The organism is Bacteroides intestinalis, from assembly GCF_003464595.1.
Lineage (GTDB): Bacteria > Bacteroidota > Bacteroidia > Bacteroidales > Bacteroidaceae > Bacteroides > Bacteroides intestinalis_A.
Genome location: NZ_QRZF01000027.1, coordinates 30,687 through 52,325, shown reverse-complemented (window position 1 = coordinate 52,325; position 21,639 = coordinate 30,687). Strand labels below are relative to the sequence as shown.

Here is a 21,639-nt window from a genome sequence, read left to right as displayed (position 1 = left end):
GAAACCATTATGATAAAGTCTATCCTGACCCAAATCTGGAACCAGCGCCGTTCGAACGGTTGGCTCTTCGCTGAACTTTTGATCGTTTTCGTATTGTTATGGTATTGTCTTGATATGCTCTATGCTTTTGCTTATGCAGAGCGTCAGCCTAAAGGGTATGATTTGGAGCATGTATATAAGGTTAGCATTTCCACGAATCCCACTCAGTTGGTGCTTTGTTCTTCCGAAGATAGTTTGCAAAATTTCTGGTTCAAGCCTATGGAGGAAGTGTTCCGTCGGATCAAACAAAATCCGGATGTGGAAAGTGCCAGTATCTGGCTTGGTTCTGATGCTTATACTCGAAACACTGTATTTCAGGGATACACTATAGACAGTATAGGTGTGAAGGATGCTAATATTCGTTATGTATCTCCTGAATATTTTGATGTAATGCGTATTCCAATACAAGAAGGTACAGGAATGTTTTCTGCTGATATGAATGCCTTTGAAAGTACTTCCGGCTCTTCGCTGTCATTCGCTTCAGCCGAGTGGAATCCTGCTGTCACTCCATTACCTGCCGTCATAACATTAGAGCTGGCAGACAGTCTTTTCCACACTCATAGCGGAGTATTGGGGAAGGAGTTCTTTGACTACTATACAGGTAGCAGTCTTCGTTATCGGGTGACTGCCATATGCGATCATCAGAAAACAGATGATTATGCCCGCTATGAATCTTTCATTCTAACCCCTCTTCCGGATTGGTTTTACAGAGTGCAAGCTGTTCCCTTTATTTCCATTCGTGTACGTCCCGAGGCTGATACAGATGACTTTGCTACCCGCTTTTTTCGTGATATGACTCCTCAGTTGCAGGTTGCTCCGTTCTATCTATTTGAAATCCGTAGCTACGATGAACAGAAAGCAGAGCGTGATGCATCAGAAGGAATTACTCCGTATATTCGTAGTGCACGGCTCATCGCTGTATTTTTTAGCTTCAATGTTTTTATCGGGTTAATGGGTATTTTCTGGTTCCGTACCCGCCACCGTCGTAGTGAAATAGCTTTGCGTATGGCGATGGGAAGCAGCCGTTCACAGATACGTTCTCAATTGTTGGGAGAAGGATTGTTATTGTTAGTGGTGGCAGCTATTCCGGCTTTGATTATTTGTAGTAATCTGGTTATGGCGGAAGCTATAATGACAGAACAGACTGATGTTACAGGATTACGTTTTGCTGTAGTCTCATTATTCACTTTCTTTCTTATGAGTTTGATGGTAGTTGCAGGCATCTGGTTCCCTGCTGCGCAGGCGATGCGGGTGAAACCGGCGGATGCTTTGCATGACGAATAGTCATATTTTCTTCTATATCTGCACCTTTTCTTTTCCTGTCAGGCAAAAGAAAAGGTGCATTCTATTCTGTATTTCAATATAATCCGTATATTTGCGAGGAAAATTCTTAGCACATTTATTCAAAAACAGAAGAAAAACGAGATATGAAGAGACGCATTCTCCTCGTGATGCTGATAGGCCTGTTTCCTTGCATTGTATTTGCCGGACACCTTTATGCTGCAGAACGTACATATAACGTGCTTTTCATCCAGTCATATAATCACCGTACTCCTTGGAACGATCGACTGACTGAAGGGGTGCGTGATGGTCTGTCACGTGGAGGTATAAAAGCAAAAGTCACTACTGAATATCTGGATGCTGACTACTGGACCTTTGCATCTGAGTGCGTCATAATGAGGCGTATTTGTGAACGGGCACGTCAGAAAAATACGGATATTATTATAACAAGCAGTGATGAGGCTTTCTATACATTAATGCATTGTGGAGATTCTCTGCCTTATAAGTTACCGGTTGTAGTATCGGGCATTAAATATCCCAATGAAAAACTGATGTCGAAGTTATCCAATGTCTGTGGGTATACATCTAAGATCGATTTCATACACTTGCTTGAAAATGCACGTCGTGTATTCCCTAATCGTACAGAAGTAGTTTGTGTTTCAGACAGCAGTCTTTTAGGGCTTAGGGGTATTGCAGAATTGGAACGTGCGTGGCCTGATTATCAGCAGCTTCATCCTGAATATAAGTTGAAAGTAATGAATGTGCAGGCGCAGGCGCCCAATCCTGTTATTGCTTCTATCTGCTATGATTATAACGCATATAACCGTATTGTCATTGCTCCCAAATGGACCCCCTTTCTTTCTTTTATTGGAAAAAACTCTAAAGCTCCGGTTTTTGCCGGACAAAGTCTGGCTTTGACAAACGGAGTATTCTGTGTGCACGATATGGAGCCTTATGAAGGGGCCAGTGCAGCAGGTAAATGTGCTGCACAAGTTTTGCAAGGTGCCACACCTTCTGTGGTTGGAGTTACGGATCTTCCAGGCAAATTGCTTTACGACTTTAAGCAGTTGGAATACTTCAGAGTAAATGCGGATAAAGTGAGTGATAGTGGTGTTATCATGAATGCACCTTTGATGGAACGTTACCGCATCTGGTTCGTGTTGTTCTACTCTATTGTTGTAGGTGCATTAGTTTTCCTCGTAATCTGGCTCTATCGTTTGAATCGTCATGAATCACGCCGTCGTATGCATGCCCAAACACGTTTACTGATACAGAATCGTCTGGTGGAGCAACGTGATGAATTTGATAATATTTTCTGTTCTATTCGCGACGGGTTGATTACTTATGATACGGATTTCCGTATACATTTTGTTAATCGTGCTCTGATGTTGATGCTCGAACTGGATCCTGATACTCACACAGCACGTTATTATGAAGGTCAGATGGCTGGTTCCATTTTCCATATCTATTCGAATGGGGAGGATATTCTGCAGTCCTTACTGAAACAGGTGAGAGCTGAGCGTCGTGTAATACCTATTCCGGAGAAGACCTTTATGCAGGAAGTTCATAAAGGAACCTATTTCCCTGTTTCCGGTGAGATTGTACCTATTTATTCCAAGAATAAGATGACGGGTATGGCTATTTGTTGCCGCAATATTTCGGAGGAAGAAATGCATAAGCGTTTCTTCAATCTGGCTGTGGATGCAAGTTCCGTATATCCCTGGCAATACGACATACGTACGCATAGTTTTCATTTTTCAGGTGCTTTGCTTGATTACTTCGGTCTTCCCGGTAAGCAGACTATCTTGCGGAAAGAATTGGAGCTTTTTATCCATGCGAATGATTTGGAAGAGGCTCACCGACATTTCACAGCCATTTTCAAAGGTGAGGAAATGGATACGCGTATGAGTTTCCGTATGCGTAGCGGAGAAGGTAAATATGAATGGTGGGAATTCCGTAGTGCTTCTTACAACGGTCTGGATTCTGAGGCACCTTATATGGTACTGGGTGTTTGCCAAAGTATACAGCGCTATAAGACTACCGAAGAAGAGTTGATAGCAGCGCGTGACAAAGCTTTGCAGGCTGATACTCTGAAATCGGCTTTCCTTGCCAATATGAGCCATGAAATTCGTACTCCACTGAATTCTATTGTCGGTTTCTCCGATTTGCTGAAGGATATTGAAGCATTTAGTCCTGAAGAAGTAAAGCAGTTTGTGGATACAATCAATACAAATTGTACTTTATTGCTGGCATTGATTAATGATATTCTTGATTTGTCTCGTATTGAATCCGGTTCAATGGATTTCCGTTTTGCCGGATACAACCTTACGTTTGTAATGCAGCAGATCTATGATTCTCAGCGTCTGAGTATGCCTTCGGGTGTAGAGCTGGTCATGAAATTGCCCGAAGAAAGTAAATCCATAGTAACGGATTCTGTCCGCCTGAAACAGGTAATCAATAACTTCATTAACAATGCCAAGAAATTTACGACTCAGGGCTCTATAACCTTCGGTTTCCTTACGGAAGAACCGGGTTATACGGTCTTTTTTGTAGAAGATACCGGAAGCGGTATTTCGGAAGAAAACCAGCGACGTATATTCGAACGTTTTTATAAAGTAGATAGCTTTACGCAGGGGGCCGGTCTGGGATTGAGCATCTGCCAGACTATTGTAGAGCGTTTCAGAGGAGAAATAAATGTATCTTCAGAATTAGGAGAAGGTACACGCTTTACAGTACGTGTACCCGATTATAATGAATAGTATTATTCAACTCTTTTGCATCCGTTAGCTTGAAGAAATTCATCCAATAGTATTTCGTAATTCCCTTGTATTAATATGTGGTGGTTTCCCAATGGATTTTTGAGGAAATATTCTGCAGGTGTATCCATTTTTATGCGTACTTGTGTACGGCACATGTTGATATAATTGGTATTTTCGGTCAATGTGCCCGTGCTTAGATAATACTCGTCCAGACATTCTCCACCACATTTCACTATTGTTACGTGTCCTGTGGGCAAGATTCCCTGAATGCCGATACCCATTTCTGTTTCAAAATGACTGCGGATAATGTATTGCTCTGTTTGCGCAATGCCCACGGTACAGTGTGCAAGTACAATTTCGTTGGTGCGTGCATTGATCATGGAAGGGTTTGCCATGAAAGAGGCCTTGCCGGTCAGCACTTTTACGGCAAGCTGGGTGAAGATAGATTGCAGATCACCTTCGCATCCGGCAATAATGCCATCGTCATTTAATAAGGAAAGAGCAAGGCATCCGGTAGTTCCGGTTTGTTCTATCAGCTTAAAGCAACTTAGGGTGAGTGCGCTCAGTTTTTCTTCCTCCACAATCCGCTTTATGGCACGATACAGACGCATTGCCTTTATCAGATCTTCCGGACTTGCTTCTCGGCAGGCAAGTGCTTTACCTGCAAAAGTTGCACAGGCTTCGCCTACTTCATCATCTGTTATCTGATTGTAGTACTTATAAACACGATCCAGTGATATGTCAGTGTATTCAATTCCCCAACGTCGTTTGGAGAGGAGGTAATCTACATTGCTGGCAACAAGCCAGGAAGAAGGAGCACCTATTACGCCGATACGCGATCCTGAGAGTGCTCGTTGAGCTTTGAAGTTGCTGTATAGTACAAAGATACGCTTGATGATTTCGGGTAGCTCTCCGTGCAGAATTTCGCTTTTCATACCCCGGCCACGTAACCAGGACGAAATTTCGAGGGCAGCGGCAAGCGAGTTTTGCATACCATCCGCCAGTAAGATTGCAGGGCGGGGTAGAGACTCGAAGTGTTGGATAACCAACCGTTCTACACCGCCGGTAGCAATGAAAAGCAGGCTGAAATCGTCTTTTGTGAGTTTGTTGATGTTTTGATATTCTACAATATTTACAGTGAAATATTTCTCCAGTTCGTTTAAGATAAGTTCGTGGGAGCCGAGAATGGATGCTTGCTTATGAAGCAAAGATGCAAATGTTATCAGGTTTAATACCATGGCATTGTATACGATTTACGATTTGAGAATAATCAAAGGTACAATTTCTTTTGATACAATCACTATCTTTTAAGTCATAGCTAGTGTTTTTAAACTTTTTTGCCAATGCTTTCCCGTCATTTCAAATAAAGTGTTACTTTTGCACCTTTGATTGCATATATATGAAAGTGTATCGCCAATCGTTAACATTTATTTGTCAAATTGTAAATACTTAGACATGCCAGCAATATCTATTCGCGGAACGGAGATGCCCGCGTCTCCTATCAGAAAACTGGCTCCTCTGGCTGATGCAGCCAAGCAAAGGGGAGTGCACGTATTCCACTTGAACATCGGACAACCCGACCTGCCCACGCCGCAAGTCGCGATTGATGCTATACGCAATATCGACCGGAAAGTTCTGGAATATAGCCCCAGTGCCGGATATCGTAGTTACCGTGAAAAACTGGTGGGCTATTATGATAAGTTCAACATCAAGCTGACGGCAGATGATATCATCATTACTTCCGGTGGTTCAGAAGCTGTATTGTTTTCTTTCTTAGCGTGTCTTAATCCGGGTGACGAGATTATTGTTCCCGAACCGGCTTATGCCAATTATATGGCGTTTGCTATTTCTGCCGGTGCCAAAATTCGTACTATAGCCACTACGATAGAAGAAGGTTTCTCACTTCCTAAAGTAGAAAAGTTTGAAGAACTGATTAATGAGCGTACCAGAGCTATCCTGATCTGTAATCCTAATAATCCGACTGGTTACCTTTATACCCGTCGCGAAATGAATCAGATACGTGATCTCGTAAAGAAGTATGATTTGTTCCTCTTCTCCGATGAGGTGTATCGTGAATTCATTTATACAGGTTCTCCTTATATTTCTGCCTGCCATCTGGAAGGTATCGAAGATAATGTAGTATTAATAGACTCCGTATCCAAGCGTTACTCGGAGTGTGGTATCCGTATCGGAGCTTTGATTACGAAGAATGCGGAAATTCGTAGTGCTGTAATGAAGTTCTGTCAGGCACGTCTCAGTCCTCCGTTGATTGGTCAGATTGCTGCCGAAGCTTCTTTGGATGCCGATGAAGATTACTTGCGTGATACGTATGATGAATATGTAGAACGCCGTAAATGCCTGATAGACGGATTAAACCGTATTCCCGGTGTATATTCGCCTATTCCTATGGGAGCATTCTATACAGTAGCCAAACTTCCGGTAGATGATTCCGATAAGTTCTGTGCCTGGTGTCTTTCCGACTTTGAGTATGAAGGACAAACCGTATTCATGGCACCTGCTTCCGGCTTTTATACTACCCCCGGTTCCGGTCGGAATGAAGTGCGTATAGCTTATGTGTTGAAGAAGGAAGATTTGACCCGTGCGCTTTTTGTCTTATCAAAGGCATTGGAGGCATATCCGGGAAGAACGGAATAATGTAATAAGGTGGTAAATATCACCCTATTACTCTATCACTCTATCACTTTAATCTTTAATTACCCCTATGAGCCTGCCATTGTTTTTGGCCCGACGTATTTACCGCGACAGAGATGCTGGAAAGCAAGTTTCACGTCCTGCCGTGCTCATTGCCCTGATAGGTGTTGCTATCGGTCTGGCAGTGATGATTATTACGGTGTCGGTGATTGTGGGGTTCAAGAGCGAAGTGCGTGGTAAAGTCATAGGTTTCGGTTCGGACATTCAGATTACGAATTCGGATGCTGCACGTTCCTATGAAACGCGTCCTGTGGTGGTGAATGATAGTGTTATCTCCATTCTTTCCGAATATCCTGAGATAAAGCATGTACAACGCTATTCCACTAAACCGGGTATGGTGAAGACTGCCGAAGATTTTCAGGGTATGGTTCTGAAAGGAGTAGGACCAGAGTTTGATTCTGCTTTCTTCCGTGAACATTTGGTGGAAGGAGTGTTACCACAGTTCAGTGATACAGCTTCTTCCAATCGGGTTGTCATTTCTAAGGCACTTGCTACAAAGTTAAGATTGAAACTCGGAGATAAGATAGATACCTATTATATACAGGATGATATCCGTGCCCGCCGGTTGCAGGTTGTGGGAATCTATCAGACTAATTTCTCGGAATACGATAACCTCTTTCTCCTTACAGATTTATATCTCGTAAATCGTCTTAATAACTGGGAGCCGGGGCAGGTGAGCGGTGCAGAACTACAGGTACGCGATTATGATCGTCTTGAGGAAACTACCTATCAGATTGCTGCTGATCTGAATGGAATAGAGGATAAGTACGGAGAAGACTATTGCGTGCGCAACGTGGAGCAGCTGAATCCCCAGATATTTTCTTGGCTCAGTATTCTGGATGTGAATATCTGGGTAATATTGATATTGATGGCTGGCGTAGCAGGTTTTACCATGGTATCCGGTTTATTGATTATCATCATTGAGCGTACTTCCATGATTGGTGTGCTGAAGTCTCTTGGTGCTAACAATACCACCATACGCAAGGTATTCCTTTGGTTCTCAGTTTTTCTTATCGGAAAAGGTATGCTATGGGGCAATGCTATCGGATTGGCATTCTATTTCCTGCAAAAGTGGTTTGGAATCTTTAAGCTTGACCCTGAAACGTATTATATGGATACTGTTCCTGTATCTTTCAGTATCCTGTTGTTCTTATTATTAAATATCGGCACTTTACTGGCATCCGTTCTGATGCTTTTAGGACCTTCTTTCCTGATTACACGCATCCATCCTGCCAATTCTATGAGATACGAATAGAAATGCCACATTTCATCGTCCCAAATGCCACACCTTAACAAGTGAAATGCCACACTTCGTGGGTGATAAAGTGTGGCATTTGTTCTATTGAGATGTGGCATTTGGGACGATGAGGTGTGGCATTGGAAAATGTTATCTTCTTAGGAAATCATTTCTCTTTCTGAACTGGCAATAAAGCTTCCAGCGAAGTGATTGCATCGGCTGTAAAATATCGAATACCGGAAGGGTAAAGAAGTAACGCCGTTTTTCTCCGAGGTCTTTTGCCGTCTTATTGATAATCAAAGCTTGCATAGTATATCGTAAAGCGAACATCAGAAATGCAATACCAGCTACTAACCAGTGAAAGTTCAGTATTCCAATCACCAGAGTAGTTATCCATGCTGCATGAAACAGTAAACGCGTAGTTGTTTCAAAGCCGGATAAATTACGCTGTATTCCCCGATAAAAGTGTGCTGTAGCCATATAGCTGATTTTCTCTTCCCACCAGTCTTTGGCGCGGAAAACGGGTTGCACACGTACCACTGCATTTGCATCTGTCTCTACTCGTGTATTCTCTGAGGTAGCCGTTTTATTGATAAATAAGTCATCATCCCCACGTTGCAGATTAAGGTGTGCTGAAAAGCCTTTCTGGGCATAGAATAACTCCTTCCGGTAGGCCATATTGCGGCCGATTCCCATATAAGGCTTTCCGGCTAATGCATAGCCCAGATAGCGCATGGAAGTGAACAGATTGTCGAAAGATGCCCGTTTGTGCAGCCAGCCTTTTCCACGTTCATATCCACTATAACCCAATACGATTTGTGTACGCGAGGTAAAATTACGTGCCATGGTACGCAACCATTGGTCACTTTCGGGAAGGCAGTTTGCTTCGATAAACACAAGCCAGTCGTATTTACTTGCTTTTATTCCAAGAGTGATGGCCAGCTTCTTGCGACTGATATAGCGTGAAGAGCTTGGAACGAAACTATGATACAGGTTTGGATACTTTTCTCCTTGCAGCGTCAGGTAATCTTCACTTTCATCCGTATTGCCATCGTTGATGACGATAACTTCAAATTGCGGATAATCCTGTTCTAATACTGCGGTCAGATTCCGGCGCAGATTTTCCACTTCTTCACGGGCATAGATAATGACCGATAAGGGTGGTAATTCCTGTGAAAAATGTATATCACTTCGCTTTACGGCACGGCTACGGATATGTATACGATTATAAAGACAAAAGTAATAAAGGAGTTGAATCAGGAAAAGGATACCGACAGCGGCAAGTAATGCTTGTTCTGTAGTATTGAATGTTAATGTTTCCATGTGGTCGTATGACGTTTTTGTGTTGCAAATGTACACAAAAAATATGATTATACGCGCAAGTTTAGGAAATAACAAGCTACGAGCTACATTACGGGTACCACTATAAACTTACTTCCCGGAAAGTATTTATCCAGATACCGGTGGATATATTGCATCGTATCCTCCTGTATCGTAGTATCTTCCACGGTAGGATAGAGATTGTACAATACCGTGTCCAGCTGAATTCCTCTGTTACGGATTGCTTCAAAGCTCAGCAATGTATGATTGATACTTCCCAGTTTCCCAGAAGTCACGAATACTAGCGGATACTGCTTTTCTGCAATATAATCAATCGTCAGGTAATCCTCGGTCAGTGGCACCATTAGTCCGCCTGCACCTTCTACAAGTACCACATCATAGCGTCGGGCAAGTTCTTGCGTGGCATCTTCTATCTTCCCGAAATCAATGGGGCGGTTGTCAATGCGTGCTGCCAGATGGGGAGAACAAGGATAAGAGAAGATCTCAGGCATGGTTAATCCTTCACGGTCTTCTTCTGTCATACCAATTCCCATGAGACGACGATGCAGGTCTATATCTTCAGAATGACCGCTGTTACCTGTCTGGATGAATTTCTGCGTGATAACGCGTTTACCGCTGCGAATCAATTCACAGGCATAATAAGCTGTACAATAAGATTTTCCGGCATCTGTGTCGATACCGCTGATAAAATACACATTGTTTTCCATTGCTTTATTTGTTTTTCTTTCGTGTGACAATATAAATAGGATGGTACGTCAGAGTGACGTTTCCATCTTCCCGACTGAACTGCTCGGTATATCCGTTACAGAAGGTTTGTAACCGTCCCCGTGTCCATACTTTCTTTTCCGTTCCTGTTACTCCGGTTTCTTTCAGATGTTGCAATACCTGGAGTGGAGTATTAAAGGGTAGAGAGACAATTTCCTCTTCCGCATATACAGTCTCAAAATAAGGAGCCAGCAGTTCTTTCAACGTTTCTATCGGCAGATACTCAAGCCCATGTCCGGTGAGCATACGGATTTCGCGCATATTCTCAGCGCCAAAAGTACTGAAAGCCAAATAACCGTCTTCCGACAGGAAACGATGACAACGGGTGAAGAACGCTTCCGGATCATTAAACCATTGCAAGGTAGAACAGGAAGTAATTAAATCCGTTCCTTCGGGAAAGTCCAGAGCTTCGGCATCTCCGGGAATGAATTGCACCATATTTTGTGGAAGCAAATCAGCAAGACACTCTCTCATTTCCGGACATAGATCATTCAGCAGCAAACATTCCGGTTGCAGCTTGTCCAACAATAACCTGGAATAACTGCCTGTACCACATCCAAATTCCACGATACGATGAAAGAGGGAAGTATGCTCTGTCAGTAGCTGTAACATTTTCTCGGCTACCTGTTGTTGTACCCGTGCTTCGCGTGAGTAGGTATCCCGTGCACGGGCAAATCGTTCTGCAATCAATCTTTTGTCCATATATCTTGCAAATAGTGTTGGAACAACTCAACTTGATAATGAGCATCTTCCGTATAATGTACCCGTATCTTTTTCCGGTTATTCTCTTCTTCTTTACGCCAGGCATTCAGTTGATTATCGGGTGGAATGATACGGTCGTTACTTCCCACTACCGCTTGTAGCCAATGGAATGAGGTGGTAGGTTGTGTGAGATATATGCGCTCTATTTCTGCCAGTTCTTCTTTCAGTTCTTCCAACGGCCGTCTGGGAGTAATGTTCAGAAACTCTTTGAATGCCTCTCCGTTGAAGCACATCCTTCTAAGAAACTTATTCAGGGAAGGCCCTGTCAGTCCTTCCAGGGTTCCGTGATAAATAGCGGATGGAATGCCGCATGTATCATCAATAGGATAGGGAGTGCCGTTAATGGCTATACTATTTTTGATTATGAGAGATGTATCTGTTTCCTGTAATTTATCCATTACCCGAGATGCAGCCCATACACCCATTGACCAACCGATGACATTGATCTCCTGATATCCTTTCAGCAATGAAGCATCAAAATCCAGTGTCCGGTAATCGTAACAGAGCATATAATCACTGTCCGCAGGTTGATAATCTTTGAATGGTGTTTCATCGGCTCCCCATCCTGCAAAGAATAGTAACAGTCGGCGATGCCCGCCTTTTATTATATAAACTTGTTTCATAATCCTGTATGTTTTTTAGAAGGTACGCGGATAAAAATCAAAATCCGTGTTCGTCCGTTTCATCCGCGTCGTCCGTGTATCTATATAATTATTTTTATCAATTCCCTGATTTCTTCTTCCCTTATCTCCGCCGTCAACGAAAAACGAATGCGTGATGTCCCCTCCGGAACTGTAGGAGGCCGCACCGGCAAGGCATAAAACCCATGTCGCTGTAACTCTTCCGCCCTCAGAATCGTGTCTGAGCTTTTCCCTACAATCATCGGTACTATATAACTGCCACTCGGACAAGTATATCCTTTTTCTTTTAAAGCTTCGCGAAGGATATTACTGATATTTTCTAAATGCATTCTTCGCTCCCTGAATTCAGCCAATCGCCGCACCACAAACAAAGTCCATGCGATATTTACCGGAGGAAGAGCTGTTGTAAAAATAAGTGTCCGCATCCTGTTCACCAGATACTCCCGGATGGTGTGCTGGCAAACGATATATGCTCCAGCTGATGCGGCTGCTTTGCCAAAAGTCCCTACCAGAAAATCAATCTCCCGAATACATCCGGCTTCTTCAGCGCAACCCAGTCCTTGTTCACCCCGCGCTCCGAAAGCGTGTGCTTCATCCACGTAGAGTAACACATTCTCATACATATGTTTCAGTCGTACCAGTTCTTTCAGATCGGCTATATCTCCGTCCATGCTGAAAATGCTTTCGGTGACAATAATCACCTGTCTGTATACCGCATGATTTTCAGCCAGTAATCGTTCCAGTTGTTTCAGATCATTGTGCCGGTAACGGATACATTTTGCTGTCGAAAGTCGAATACCGTCAATCAGGCTTGCGTGTACCAGTTTATCTGCCAGTATCAGAGTCTGCACATCGCTCACGGCAGGTAGAATACCTGTATTAGCGTGATAACCACTGTTGAAAACCAGTGCTGCTTCAGTTCCGAAGAGTTCTGCGAGCGTCTGTTCCAGTTCCTTATAGATGGTGAAGTTACCTGTTAATAGACGTGATGAGGAAGATGTTGGCAAAAAACTGTCGGCTGTCAGTTCTTGTAGAAACTCTTCCCGTAAGGTCCGGTCTGCAGCCAGTCCCAGATAATCATTAGAGGAAAGATTTAGCATTCGCTGTCCGTTTGCGATCACATCCCGTCCTTCATGGATCAGGTCGGGCAATGTCCGCAGATTACTGCTCTCTTTCAGTTCTTGCAGCTCCTGCTGCATTTGCTCTATTATACTCATTCCATTTCTCCTATAATCTTCAACAATCCACTTGTCAGCTTTGTCAACTGCTCCGGTTCTATGATAAACGGTGGCATGATGTATACCAGTTTTCCAAAGGGGCGTACCCAAATGCCTTCTTCCACAAATCGTTTCTGCATCCAGGCCATGTCTACCGGGTCTTGTACTTCAATCACTCCGATGGCACCCAATACACGGACATCTGCTACCTGCGGAAGTAGTAGTGCTGGTTCCAGTTCACGCCACAACTGTTCTTCAATGCGGTTCACTTTTCCCTGCCAGTCATATTCGGGTGAAGTCAGCAAGCGTATGGAGGCGCATGCCACCGCACATGCCAGTGGGTTTCCCATAAATGTGGGGCCGTGCATGAAAGCTCCCGGTGCGTGATTGGAAATCGCATCCGCCACTTCATTCCTGGTCAGCACTGCGGACAGGGTCATGTATCCACCTGTCAGTGCTTTTCCTATGCACATAATATCCGGTTCCACGCCTGCATATTCCCAAGCAAACATCTTGCCTGTACGCCCGAATCCAGTGGCTATTTCATCAAAGATCAGTAATATATTATATTCCTTGCATATTCTGGCAGCTTCCCGCAAGAATTGCGGATGATAGAACCACATGCCGCCTGCACCCTGAACGATGGGTTCCAGAATCAGTGCTGCCAGTTCTTCATGATGTTTTTCTATAATATCCAGCAGTTCCAGTGCATCATCCGCATCCCAGTCGCCATCGAACCGTGATTGCGGACGGGAAGAAAAGTACCGTACCGGTAATGCCGAACCGAACAGGGAATGCATTCCAGTTACGGGATCGCATACGGACATTGCATTCCAGGTATCTCCGTGATAACCGCGCCGAATGGTCACAAAATTACTTTTTTTAGCCAGATGTGCCCGATCCGGAGCTGACTGACTCATGGCATACCAATACTGTACAGCCATTTTCATAGTTACCTCCACAGCTACCGAACCTGAGTCTGCATAAAATATCTTTTGCATGGATGGCGGTACAAGTGGCAACAGTAATTTGCCCAGTTCTATGGCTGGGTCATGTGTCAGTCCACCGAACATGACGTGTGACATCTTTTCCGTTTGCTCCCGGAGAGCCTGATTCAGTATCGGGTTATTGTATCCGTGCACCATACACCACCAGGAAGACATGCCTTCTATGAGCACCTGTCCGTTTTCCAGCGTAATGGTTGCCCCGTCTCCGCGTTTCACTTTATATACAGGGAGCGGGTTAGTGGTCGATGTATAAGGATGCCATAAATGTTCCCTGTCGAATTGTGAGTCGCTGAAACGATATCCCGCATCTTCTATCAGCGCTTTGTCTTCCGAAACTTTAGATCCGAGAGTAGTCAGCAAATCTCCCACGATGGCGGAGTTCACACCTATGAACAAGGATTTTTTCACAGCTTCTTTTGTCAACTGAGAACGTCCGCCTGCAAATCGCAGATAAGCTGTCGGATTGATGAAACGGAACAAAGCAATGGTGGTCAGCACTTCTTCTTCTGTCAGTTGAGTTTGGTTTTCCAGCGGTGTTCCCGGGATGGGTTGCAACAGATTCAGGGGAATGGAAGGTACTTTCAAATCTCTCAATGTAAAGGCGAATTCAATTCGTTGTTTAGCTGTCTCCCCCATACCGATGATACCGCCGCAACAGATATCCATTCCTACGCGGCGGGCGGCTGCCAGTGTCTGTAGTTTTTCTTCCTGCGTATGTGTGCTGCATAGGGTAGGGAAGTGGCTTGGGGCAGTTTCCAAATTACAGTGGTAGCGCGTCACGCCTGCTGTATACAAAGCACGTAGTTCGTCTTCGTTCAGTAATCCCAGTGAAGCACAGAGTTGAATGGAACTTTTTTGCCTCATATAGCGTGCTGCTTCACACAGTTTTTCTATATTCTTTCCTGAAGGTTTCCGTCCACTGGTTACCAATGAGAAGCGTGCCACGCCTTGTGATTCGTTGTGTAGTGCATGACGCAGGCATTCCTCCTTATCCACCAGATCGTAAACATCCGCTTTTGTCTTATAGTGTGATGATTGGGCACACCATTTGCAATTCTCAGGGCAGCGGCCGGATTTTGCATTGATGATGGAACACATATCAAATTCCTGTGATGCCCGTGCGGTCGTAATCTCGTGTGCCGCTTCATAAAGGCCTTCCTTATCCGGCTGTGTAGCCAGCCATTCTGCTTCTGCCTGTGTGATGGGTACATCTTGCAGTACTTTGTTTTTCAATTCTTCTACTGTCATATTCTTACGTTGTTTTAGGAGAATACAAAACACAAATGACGCGGGTCGTGCAAATCTGAAAACAGCATTTGCATGATCCGCGTCATTTGTGTTCCACTCTTATTTATAATAGTGTTTATATCTTTTTTCCCTTCAGGACCGATGGTAGTCGGACACAATACAGGCAGCAATCCTTTGAAACCGAAGATTTCAAGCATTGTCCCCAATCCGTTTTCACATCCCAGCGGTATGCCTATATCCGTTTCCTGTCCTTTACCGTTATCTGTATCTTCCAGGTTTTGTCCGCCGCTTTTGTAGCCGGCCGATGTTCCGGAATTTTGTTTGGAAAGAGAACAATCTGCCACATTTTTGGGCAGACAACCAATAGTGACACAACGGCCCAGACTGGCAAATGCAGCATAGGCTTTCCGACTCCATTTCCGGAAGCGTATAGTCGTTCTATAAAGTCGTCTTTTCCTCATGATATTGGGCTATCGGTATTGAACCGATAGCCGGTATTATTTTTGTTAATCGGCTGCAAATGTAACAAAAATATTTTCGTTTGTGCGACTTCTCGCAGATAACTCTGTTTTATTTAGTCATCGATATCAATTACCCGCATCTTCGAATCGAACTTGATTTCCCAACGGCTAGACAGCTTCACTTCATATTCTTTCTTATCTTTCTCTATCTGTATGATCTTAGCATCCGGATAGTTAGTCTTTACATAAGTGCGGATAGCTTCCGGGATGATTTGTGCAGGAACTTCATTCTGCTGGCATTTAACTTCTGTCCATTCTCCCGCCTTATCGAATTCAACTTTTTCTCCATTGGTGAAGACTACATCGTAACTCTTGTAGAACAATTCCGTTTCCTGTTTCGCCAATGCTACTTTGTGATCTTTAAAATAAGTGTTGAGGAAAGTCTGAGCCTTTGCTGGGAGTTGATTGACTTGGATGGGTTTATCATTATCCGCCATAACCATTGTATGCATCGTGAACATACATACTAATAACAAAACTAACTTTTTCATATTCTTCTATTTTTAATAATTAATACTTTGGTTTATTATGATATTGCAAATATAGAAGGAGAATCTGGAAAGAAACTGGAATAAATTTCTTTTTTAAAGTTTAAAAGCAGGAACGAATTCACTCAGTTTTCCATTGTAAGTTAGTGTCAATTTATGCATTGCCCTTGTTACGGCCACATAGAGCATACTTTTATCAATAGCTGAGTTATAGTTTTTGTCATTGACATAAGGAATGATAACTTCATCAAATTCCAATCCTTTTGCCATGTGAGATGAGGTAACGATGATACCCTTCATAAAAGCGGAGCTTTGATTGGATAGAAAATAAACTTCGGCAGTATATATTTGTAGGCTTTCTGCCAGTTCTTTCGCTTGTGCTTCAGTTTTACAGACTATTCCGAGTGACTTATAACCGGATTGTTTGAAGGATGAAATCAGGTCGATAATACCGGAGCTTTCCTTTTCTGTATTCTCGAATCGTAGGACTGAAGGAAATTCACCATGTCGCATGACGGGTTCCAATTCATTATTCGTTTGAATTTTTTGTGCAAAATCCGTAATCTCAAATGTAGAACGGTAACTTTTGCAGAGCTTCATTACTTTGCCCATAGTAAATGCTTTTCTGATCATCCCGGCAGTTGACGAACCATAAGGATTAACAGACTGGGAGGCATCTCCAAGAATTGTTTTCCGGCAGGGATAAAGTTTCTGGATAACTTTGTACTGAATCGGAGAGTAATCCTGCATCTCGTCTATCAAAAGATGCTTGACACGGCATTGGGTAATATTCCCATCTAAAGCCAGATGTAAATAGGTTAAAGGGGCCAGGTCAGTATATTCCAGTATTCTGTTTTTCCGTAATTTGAATAGTTCGGGTTTCCCAATCCATTCAAAGAACTCTTTATAAACCTGAAGATCATTGTTACCTGCAAACATTTTCTTTATTTCTTTCTTCAACAGATTCCTGTCGGCGGTGGTAACCGTAAAGTAGTATTGTACTTTCATCATTTCCAGGATATAATCCGTCATTGCCTCGAATCGTTGACGCATGGGATAACGGTTGAAGCGTCTGAATTGCTCTTCAATATATTCAGCCGGAATAGTGATGTGCCTGGTGAGTTTTACATCTGTAGCTTTGAAACAGTTATTTTCCATATAGAGAATAAACTTGTCAAGCTGTGAAATGAATTCGAAAGAGGATTTATATTTTATCCGTTCTATAAAACTCTGAGTTGTTTTCCCTAGTAATTCCGTTACCTGTTCAAAGAAGCTCTGGTATTTGTATTTGTTTTCAAGAACTCCCGAAAGAATCTGTTCCATACTGGTTTCAGGCACACTTTCTTCTCCTAACTCGGGAAGGACATTCGAGATGTAATCGCCAAAAACCTTATTAGGCGAGATTATCAGTATGTCTTTTGAAGATATATCCCCTTTCAGTGTATAGAGCAGGTAAGCGATGCGATGTAAAGCAATGGACGTTTTGCCCGATCCGGCAACTCCTTGGATAATCAATATATGGGCTTCCTCATTGCGAATAATCCGGTTCTGCTCCCGCTGGATGGTAGTAACGATATTCCTCATTTTATCATCTGCATTACTACTGAGTTCTTTTTGGAGAATTTCATCGTGAACCGTCAGCGAACTTTCTATCATGTACTCCATTTTTCCTTTGCGGATGCGATACTGACGTTTGAGCGAAACATCTCCACTGATTTCACCGGTGGGAGAGGTGTAAGTTGCTTCTCCCAGTTCATAATCGTAGAACATACTGGAGATGGGAGCCCGCCAGTCGTATATCAGATTCATCTTGCTTTGCGAATCATAAAATGTGTGTATACCTATATAAATAGGTAGAATGTTGGCACCGTTTTTCTTTTCTTTAAAATCTATCCTTCCGAAATAAGGAATGTCCAGTATCCTGCCCAGCCGCCTGCGTTTATCAATCACACTTTCACCCAGTGCAAAATGATTGAGGATACTCTCGCGCATAGAACGGATTTCATGAGGATCAATATCTTTGTTCGACCAGATATAATCTTTATATTCCTGTAAGGTTTCTACATGTTCTTTGACCGAAGTATCAGTGTTATGAATCGTATCATTTATGATACTGATGACTTGTTGCAAGTGTACTTTTTCTTGTTGCTCTGTTTGATAAAATGTCATAGTTCTTTTAATTTTTTAGTTGAAAAGTTTAGAAAGGGTGGCAAAGTTAGTCCAAATTGTCAGATTATTAAATAGCTATTTATAGCTATATATCCATCCTTTTTTCTACATTTGCAAGTCATTTCAAAAGAAAAAATATGGATATCCTTGATCTTGCCAGGCGAAATCAGCAGAAAGCCTGGAAAATAATAGAAGACACAAAAATCATCCCGACTTGGGAAAGTGTGGGTGCCAGAGTAAATCTCGTAGGTTCCTTGAATACGGGGTTACTGATGAAACACCTGGATATTGATTTTCATATTTATACCCCACAGTTTAGTTTGTCTGACAGTTTTCAGGCAATGGTAAAATTTACAGAGAATAAATCTTTTATGAAGATGGAACATAAGAATCTGTTGGATACTGAGGGAGAATGTGTGGAGTGGCATGCCTGGTATCGTGATGCGGATAATGAGCTTTGGCAGATTGATATGATTCATATTCTGGAAGGTTCCCGGTATGACGGCTATTTTGAAAAGTTTGCCGAACGGCTTTCTGCTGTTCTGACTGAAGAAACAAAGTATGCTATTTTAAAACTGAAATATGAGACGCCTGAATCTGAAAAGATTATGGGAATAGAATATTATATGGCTGTTATCCGCGATGGCATACGCAGTTATGAGGAATTCATGGAATGGAGAATTCAACACCCGGTTACAGGCGTTATGACTTGGATGCCGTAAACTAAGTATTCCTTTCGGGTTAGATTAGTAACCCAAACTCCAATCCTGCATTGATAGCCTCTATCGAATTTTGTACTCCTAATTTATGCAATAGGTTTTGCCGGTGAATATGAACCGTATGAATACTGATGCAGAGATTATGAGCTATTTCTTTACTCAACAACCCCTTTTGGATAAGCTGTAAAATCTCCAGTTCACGCTGTGTCAAATGGATTCGCGGATTCGTAAGTAAGGTAGGGGAGAAAGTCTGTCCATTCTTTAGGTTTAATACAGTACAATCTACCTGATCCGAATCTTTTTGATTCGGTGCGATATCCATGCTTCCAAGTATGAGCCATGCTTTTCCGGTACTGTCTTTTTCTAAAACCTGTTGCCTGCTGATAACCCGTACATACTGCTGCTTGGCATTTCGTACCCGGTAACTGTAGATATTGGAATAATCATTCCTCTGCTCAGGAGGCAGACTATAAATGAATTGACTTAACCGAATCTGTAAGGCTTGCAATTGTTGTTGGTCATCGGGGTGGATGCGGGATTCCAGATAATCTCCCTGTCTCTCCAATGTAGCTATCTTATGGCTGTCATACCCCAGTAAGTCCACAAAGTTAGAGGAGGCAAAGGCATATCTGAACTTATATACATCCACCACAAAGGTACAGCTCTGGTTAAGGCGAGACATCTGGTGGAGCATTAATTTATCACGCTCCCAGATGCTATAGTCAATATCGGCAGCAGATAAATTCTGTCTGGCCCACATTTCCTCTCTTGTAATGTCGGTTGGTTTCATACAGGATAGTTCTTTATTGCAAAAGTATAACAAGTAACTGTTTATCCTTGCATGTCTATCCTGCTTTTTTATTATTTTCCCTATATTTTAAAGTTATGCGTGATTATTCATTACTTTGATATTCAAAGAAGTCAAAGTAGGCTTTATTGGTTGATTTTTCTCCGTTGCTGCTGGCATACATCCCAATGAAAGGTCCTATAAAACCACCTGCTTTGTTGGAGCTATTGAGGCTTGCATCTTGTTTGCTGCCCAATGCCTGCATATTTTCTTCAGAATCGCCTATATAAAATTGATAATCCAATCCCTGTGCTACAAGTTTGATGAAACACTTCTTTGTTTTCCATTGAATGTTAGCTAAAGTTTCTTCTTTTCCTCCTTCTCTTTTCACTAATTTGATTACATTGCGGTTTGAGTCTTTGCAAAGAACGACTTTATAATGATGACTTCCATTTTGTAAAACAATCATGCCGGCTTCCTCTTGCTTACGTGGATTAAACTCCATACTTAGTTGTGCCGTGAAGTTGAAATGCTCAATGCGGCGTGCTATCAGAGAAGGGTTGGTGTCTTCACTGACGGAATTAGGACGTACATTAATAATCAGCTTGCCATTTTCCAGTTGATACCATTTTTCAAAAGGTGTTCGCAGAAAGTTCCAACAGAAACGCAATGAATCCTCATCAAATTCGTCTCTTACCGGTTCTTTCTTAAATACTACAGGGGTTAATCCGGTAGCTTTTTCAGTAGCAAGTACACGTCCTACTCCCGGATTGAAAACAGGCCATCCATCCTGAAAGCTTACGGGAGTGAGAAAGGTTTCACGTCCCAACATGGTATAACCTTCGAGCGGGCGAACTCCCAGCATTACTGCCCACCAATCTCCCTGAGGAGTCTGTACCAAATCGGCATGCCCTATGGTTGTGATATCGATGTTCTTTCCTAAGTGCCGGTGCGTTAATACCGGATTGGCATATCCCGGTGTGTAAGGTCCGGTTATTTTATCAGCAGTAAATACACTTACAGCATGATTTTCCCAAGTACCCCCTTCGGCAACTACCAGATAATATTTATGGTTGATTTTATAGATGTGTGGAGCTTCGCAGTAAGGAGCATTGATAGCATGTCCACTGGTCAGAATGTGACGCTCTCCGATAAGTTTACCTTGTTTTAAATCCAGTTGTTGCAGATAGATGCGGTCTTCATTCAGGTATTTGTCCTGTTCCGGCGTGTCATTGATGGAACCCATATACCAGCAAGTGCCATCTTCATCAAAAAAGAGAGATGGGTCGATACCCGGAGCATCGGTTAGAAAGACAGGTTCTGAATAAGGGCCTTCCGGCCTGTCGGCAGTGACATAGAAATTACCACCGGCTTGCTGAGCCGTACAAATGACATAGAACTTACCCTGATGGTAGCGGATGGTAGGAGCCCATAGTCCGTTTGAATGCCTCAATCCGTCTTTCATTTGTAGTTGCGAAGGACGATTCAGTACATATCCTATTTGCTGCCAATGCATCAGGTCTTTACTGTGGAAGACAGGAATTCCGGGAAACCATTCGAAGCTGGAAGTTACCAGATAATAGTCGTTTCCTACCCGGCAGATACTGGGATCGGGATGAAATCCGGAGATGATAGGATTCTTAAAAGTGGCTGTTTCATGATTCTGGCCTTTCATCGACATTGGCCATCCGGTAAGTGATCCGATAAAAAATAAGAAGAGAAAGATTTTTTTCATATTGTCATTTGTATTATTTAGTCTGAAAGCAAATGTAAGAGGAAATTGGGAAACAGAATAGTGGTCATTTGTCTAAAAATAGCTCTATTTGATTATTTTTCCTATATTTGCCGTGTGAAATTCAAATAAAACGATTGTTCAACTTATGAAACACCAACTCTGTATATAGCTACGCTTCACGAATAGCACCTTCCAATAAAAGCTATTCGGC

The 21,639-nt window shown here is 42.7% G+C and carries 17 protein-coding genes; 5 read left to right on the top strand and 12 right to left on the bottom strand.

From position 1 onward, the window contains the following. Positions 1-9: 9 nt before the first annotated feature. Both DWW10_RS23510 and DWW10_RS23505 read left to right on the top strand, forming a co-directional pair. Positions 10-1,323 (top strand): ABC transporter permease, encoded by a 1,314-nt coding sequence (locus DWW10_RS23510; RefSeq protein WP_022393636.1) that lies wholly within the window; start codon positions 10-12, stop codon positions 1,321-1,323. A gap of 143 nt (positions 1,324-1,466) precedes the next feature. Further along, positions 1,467-4,079 (top strand): sensor histidine kinase, encoded by a 2,613-nt coding sequence (locus DWW10_RS23505; protein ID WP_118422291.1) that lies wholly within the window; start codon positions 1,467-1,469, stop codon positions 4,077-4,079. 2 nt (positions 4,080-4,081) lie between these two features. Here the strand turns inward: DWW10_RS23505 and DWW10_RS23500 are convergent, their stop codons facing one another. After that, entirely contained in the window at positions 4,082-5,317 is a 1,236-nt protein-coding gene (locus DWW10_RS23500; protein ID WP_022393634.1) for a hypothetical protein, read from the bottom strand. A gap of 217 nt (positions 5,318-5,534) precedes the next feature. Here DWW10_RS23500 and DWW10_RS23495 point away from each other — a divergent pair, with 217 nt between their 5' ends. Then, complete coding sequence (locus DWW10_RS23495; RefSeq protein ID WP_044270127.1) at positions 5,535-6,734, top strand: pyridoxal phosphate-dependent aminotransferase; 1,200 nt, start codon at positions 5,535-5,537, stop codon at positions 6,732-6,734. A gap of 67 nt (positions 6,735-6,801) precedes the next feature. After that, the gene (locus tag DWW10_RS23490) at positions 6,802-8,046 is read left to right on the top strand and encodes an ABC transporter permease (protein WP_118422290.1); all 1,245 of its coding nucleotides are present in this window, start codon (positions 6,802-6,804) and stop codon (positions 8,044-8,046) included. 132 nt (positions 8,047-8,178) lie between these two features. Here the strand turns inward: DWW10_RS23490 and DWW10_RS23485 are convergent, their stop codons facing one another. The 9 genes from DWW10_RS23485 to DWW10_RS23445 form a co-directional block, all read right to left on the bottom strand. Then, positions 8,179-9,351 (bottom strand): glycosyltransferase, encoded by a 1,173-nt coding sequence (locus DWW10_RS23485; RefSeq protein ID WP_118422289.1) that lies wholly within the window; start codon positions 9,349-9,351, stop codon positions 8,179-8,181. Between the two features lie 83 nt (positions 9,352-9,434). Beyond that, the gene (bioD, locus tag DWW10_RS23480) at positions 9,435-10,076 is read right to left on the bottom strand and encodes a dethiobiotin synthase (protein ID WP_118422288.1); all 642 of its coding nucleotides are present in this window, start codon (positions 10,074-10,076) and stop codon (positions 9,435-9,437) included. A 4-nt stretch (positions 10,077-10,080) separates the two neighbouring features. Continuing rightward, positions 10,081-10,836, bottom strand: coding sequence for a malonyl-ACP O-methyltransferase BioC (gene bioC, locus DWW10_RS23475; RefSeq protein ID WP_118422287.1), 756 nt, complete (start codon positions 10,834-10,836; stop codon positions 10,081-10,083). After that, a complete protein-coding gene (locus DWW10_RS23470) occupies positions 10,821-11,519 on the bottom strand; it encodes a pimeloyl-ACP methyl esterase BioG family protein (RefSeq protein ID WP_118422286.1) in 699 nt (232 codons plus the stop codon). Before DWW10_RS23470 ends, bioC begins: the two co-directional genes overlap by 16 nt. Before the next feature lie 80 nt (positions 11,520-11,599). Further along, positions 11,600-12,754: an 8-amino-7-oxononanoate synthase gene (locus DWW10_RS23465; RefSeq protein WP_022394015.1), complete on the bottom strand. Its 1,155-nt coding sequence runs from the start codon at positions 12,752-12,754 to the stop codon at positions 11,600-11,602. After that, the gene (gene bioA / locus DWW10_RS23460; RefSeq protein WP_022394016.1) at positions 12,751-15,009 is read right to left on the bottom strand and encodes an adenosylmethionine--8-amino-7-oxononanoate transaminase; all 2,259 of its coding nucleotides are present in this window, start codon (positions 15,007-15,009) and stop codon (positions 12,751-12,753) included. The genes DWW10_RS23465 and bioA overlap by 4 nt, the downstream gene beginning before the upstream one ends. Before the next feature lie 14 nt (positions 15,010-15,023). After that, on the bottom strand, positions 15,024-15,470 hold the full coding sequence (locus DWW10_RS23455) for a hypothetical protein (protein WP_022394017.1): 447 nt from the start codon (positions 15,468-15,470) through the stop codon (positions 15,024-15,026). 113 nt (positions 15,471-15,583) lie between these two features. Then, entirely contained in the window at positions 15,584-16,021 is a 438-nt protein-coding gene (locus tag DWW10_RS23450) for a PepSY-like domain-containing protein (protein WP_022394018.1), read from the bottom strand. Between the two features lie 93 nt (positions 16,022-16,114). After that, a complete protein-coding gene (locus tag DWW10_RS23445; RefSeq protein ID WP_022394019.1) occupies positions 16,115-18,187 on the bottom strand; it encodes a HelD family protein in 2,073 nt (690 codons plus the stop codon). A 137-nt stretch (positions 18,188-18,324) separates the two neighbouring features. Here DWW10_RS23445 and DWW10_RS23440 point away from each other — a divergent pair, with 137 nt between their 5' ends. Further along, positions 18,325-18,909: a nucleotidyltransferase domain-containing protein gene (locus DWW10_RS23440; RefSeq protein WP_022394020.1), complete on the top strand. Its 585-nt coding sequence runs from the start codon at positions 18,325-18,327 to the stop codon at positions 18,907-18,909. A gap of 19 nt (positions 18,910-18,928) precedes the next feature. On the opposite strand, the gene DWW10_RS23435 is transcribed toward DWW10_RS23440, so the two are convergent. Both DWW10_RS23435 and DWW10_RS23430 read right to left on the bottom strand, forming a co-directional pair. After that, on the bottom strand, positions 18,929-19,696 hold the full coding sequence (locus DWW10_RS23435) for a response regulator transcription factor (protein ID WP_022394021.1): 768 nt from the start codon (positions 19,694-19,696) through the stop codon (positions 18,929-18,931). Positions 19,697-19,799: 103 nt separating this feature from the next. Next, positions 19,800-21,428 (bottom strand): glycoside hydrolase family 43 protein, encoded by a 1,629-nt coding sequence (locus DWW10_RS23430; protein WP_022394022.1) that lies wholly within the window; start codon positions 21,426-21,428, stop codon positions 19,800-19,802. Positions 21,429-21,639 lie beyond the last annotated feature (211 nt).

What these genes read in the sequence shown, in the direction of transcription:
- DWW10_RS23510 (WP_022393636.1), top strand. Translation starts at nt 10, where the DNA reads ATGATAAAGTCTATCCTGACCCAAATCTGGAACCAGCGCCGTTCGAAC.
- DWW10_RS23505 (WP_118422291.1), top strand. Translation starts at nt 1,467, where the DNA reads ATGAAGAGACGCATTCTCCTCGTGATGCTGATAGGCCTGTTTCCTTGC.
- DWW10_RS23500 (WP_022393634.1), bottom strand. Translation starts at nt 5,317, where the DNA reads ATGGTATTAAACCTGATAACATTTGCATCTTTGCTTCATAAGCAAGCA.
- DWW10_RS23495 (WP_044270127.1), top strand. Translation starts at nt 5,535, where the DNA reads ATGCCAGCAATATCTATTCGCGGAACGGAGATGCCCGCGTCTCCTATC.
- DWW10_RS23490 (WP_118422290.1), top strand. Translation starts at nt 6,802, where the DNA reads ATGAGCCTGCCATTGTTTTTGGCCCGACGTATTTACCGCGACAGAGAT.
- DWW10_RS23485 (WP_118422289.1), bottom strand. Translation starts at nt 9,351, where the DNA reads ATGGAAACATTAACATTCAATACTACAGAACAAGCATTACTTGCCGCT.
- bioD (WP_118422288.1), bottom strand. Translation starts at nt 10,076, where the DNA reads ATGGAAAACAATGTGTATTTTATCAGCGGTATCGACACAGATGCCGGA.
- bioC (WP_118422287.1), bottom strand. Translation starts at nt 10,836, where the DNA reads ATGGACAAAAGATTGATTGCAGAACGATTTGCCCGTGCACGGGATACC.
- DWW10_RS23470 (WP_118422286.1), bottom strand. Translation starts at nt 11,519, where the DNA reads ATGAAACAAGTTTATATAATAAAAGGCGGGCATCGCCGACTGTTACTA.
- DWW10_RS23465 (WP_022394015.1), bottom strand. Translation starts at nt 12,754, where the DNA reads ATGAGTATAATAGAGCAAATGCAGCAGGAGCTGCAAGAACTGAAAGAG.
- bioA (WP_022394016.1), bottom strand. Translation starts at nt 15,009, where the DNA reads ATGACAGTAGAAGAATTGAAAAACAAAGTACTGCAAGATGTACCCATC.
- DWW10_RS23455 (WP_022394017.1), bottom strand. Translation starts at nt 15,470, where the DNA reads ATGAGGAAAAGACGACTTTATAGAACGACTATACGCTTCCGGAAATGG.
- DWW10_RS23450 (WP_022394018.1), bottom strand. Translation starts at nt 16,021, where the DNA reads ATGAAAAAGTTAGTTTTGTTATTAGTATGTATGTTCACGATGCATACA.
- DWW10_RS23445 (WP_022394019.1), bottom strand. Translation starts at nt 18,187, where the DNA reads ATGACATTTTATCAAACAGAGCAACAAGAAAAAGTACACTTGCAACAA.
- DWW10_RS23440 (WP_022394020.1), top strand. Translation starts at nt 18,325, where the DNA reads ATGGATATCCTTGATCTTGCCAGGCGAAATCAGCAGAAAGCCTGGAAA.
- DWW10_RS23435 (WP_022394021.1), bottom strand. Translation starts at nt 19,696, where the DNA reads ATGAAACCAACCGACATTACAAGAGAGGAAATGTGGGCCAGACAGAAT.
- DWW10_RS23430 (WP_022394022.1), bottom strand. Translation starts at nt 21,428, where the DNA reads ATGAAAAAAATCTTTCTCTTCTTATTTTTTATCGGATCACTTACCGGA.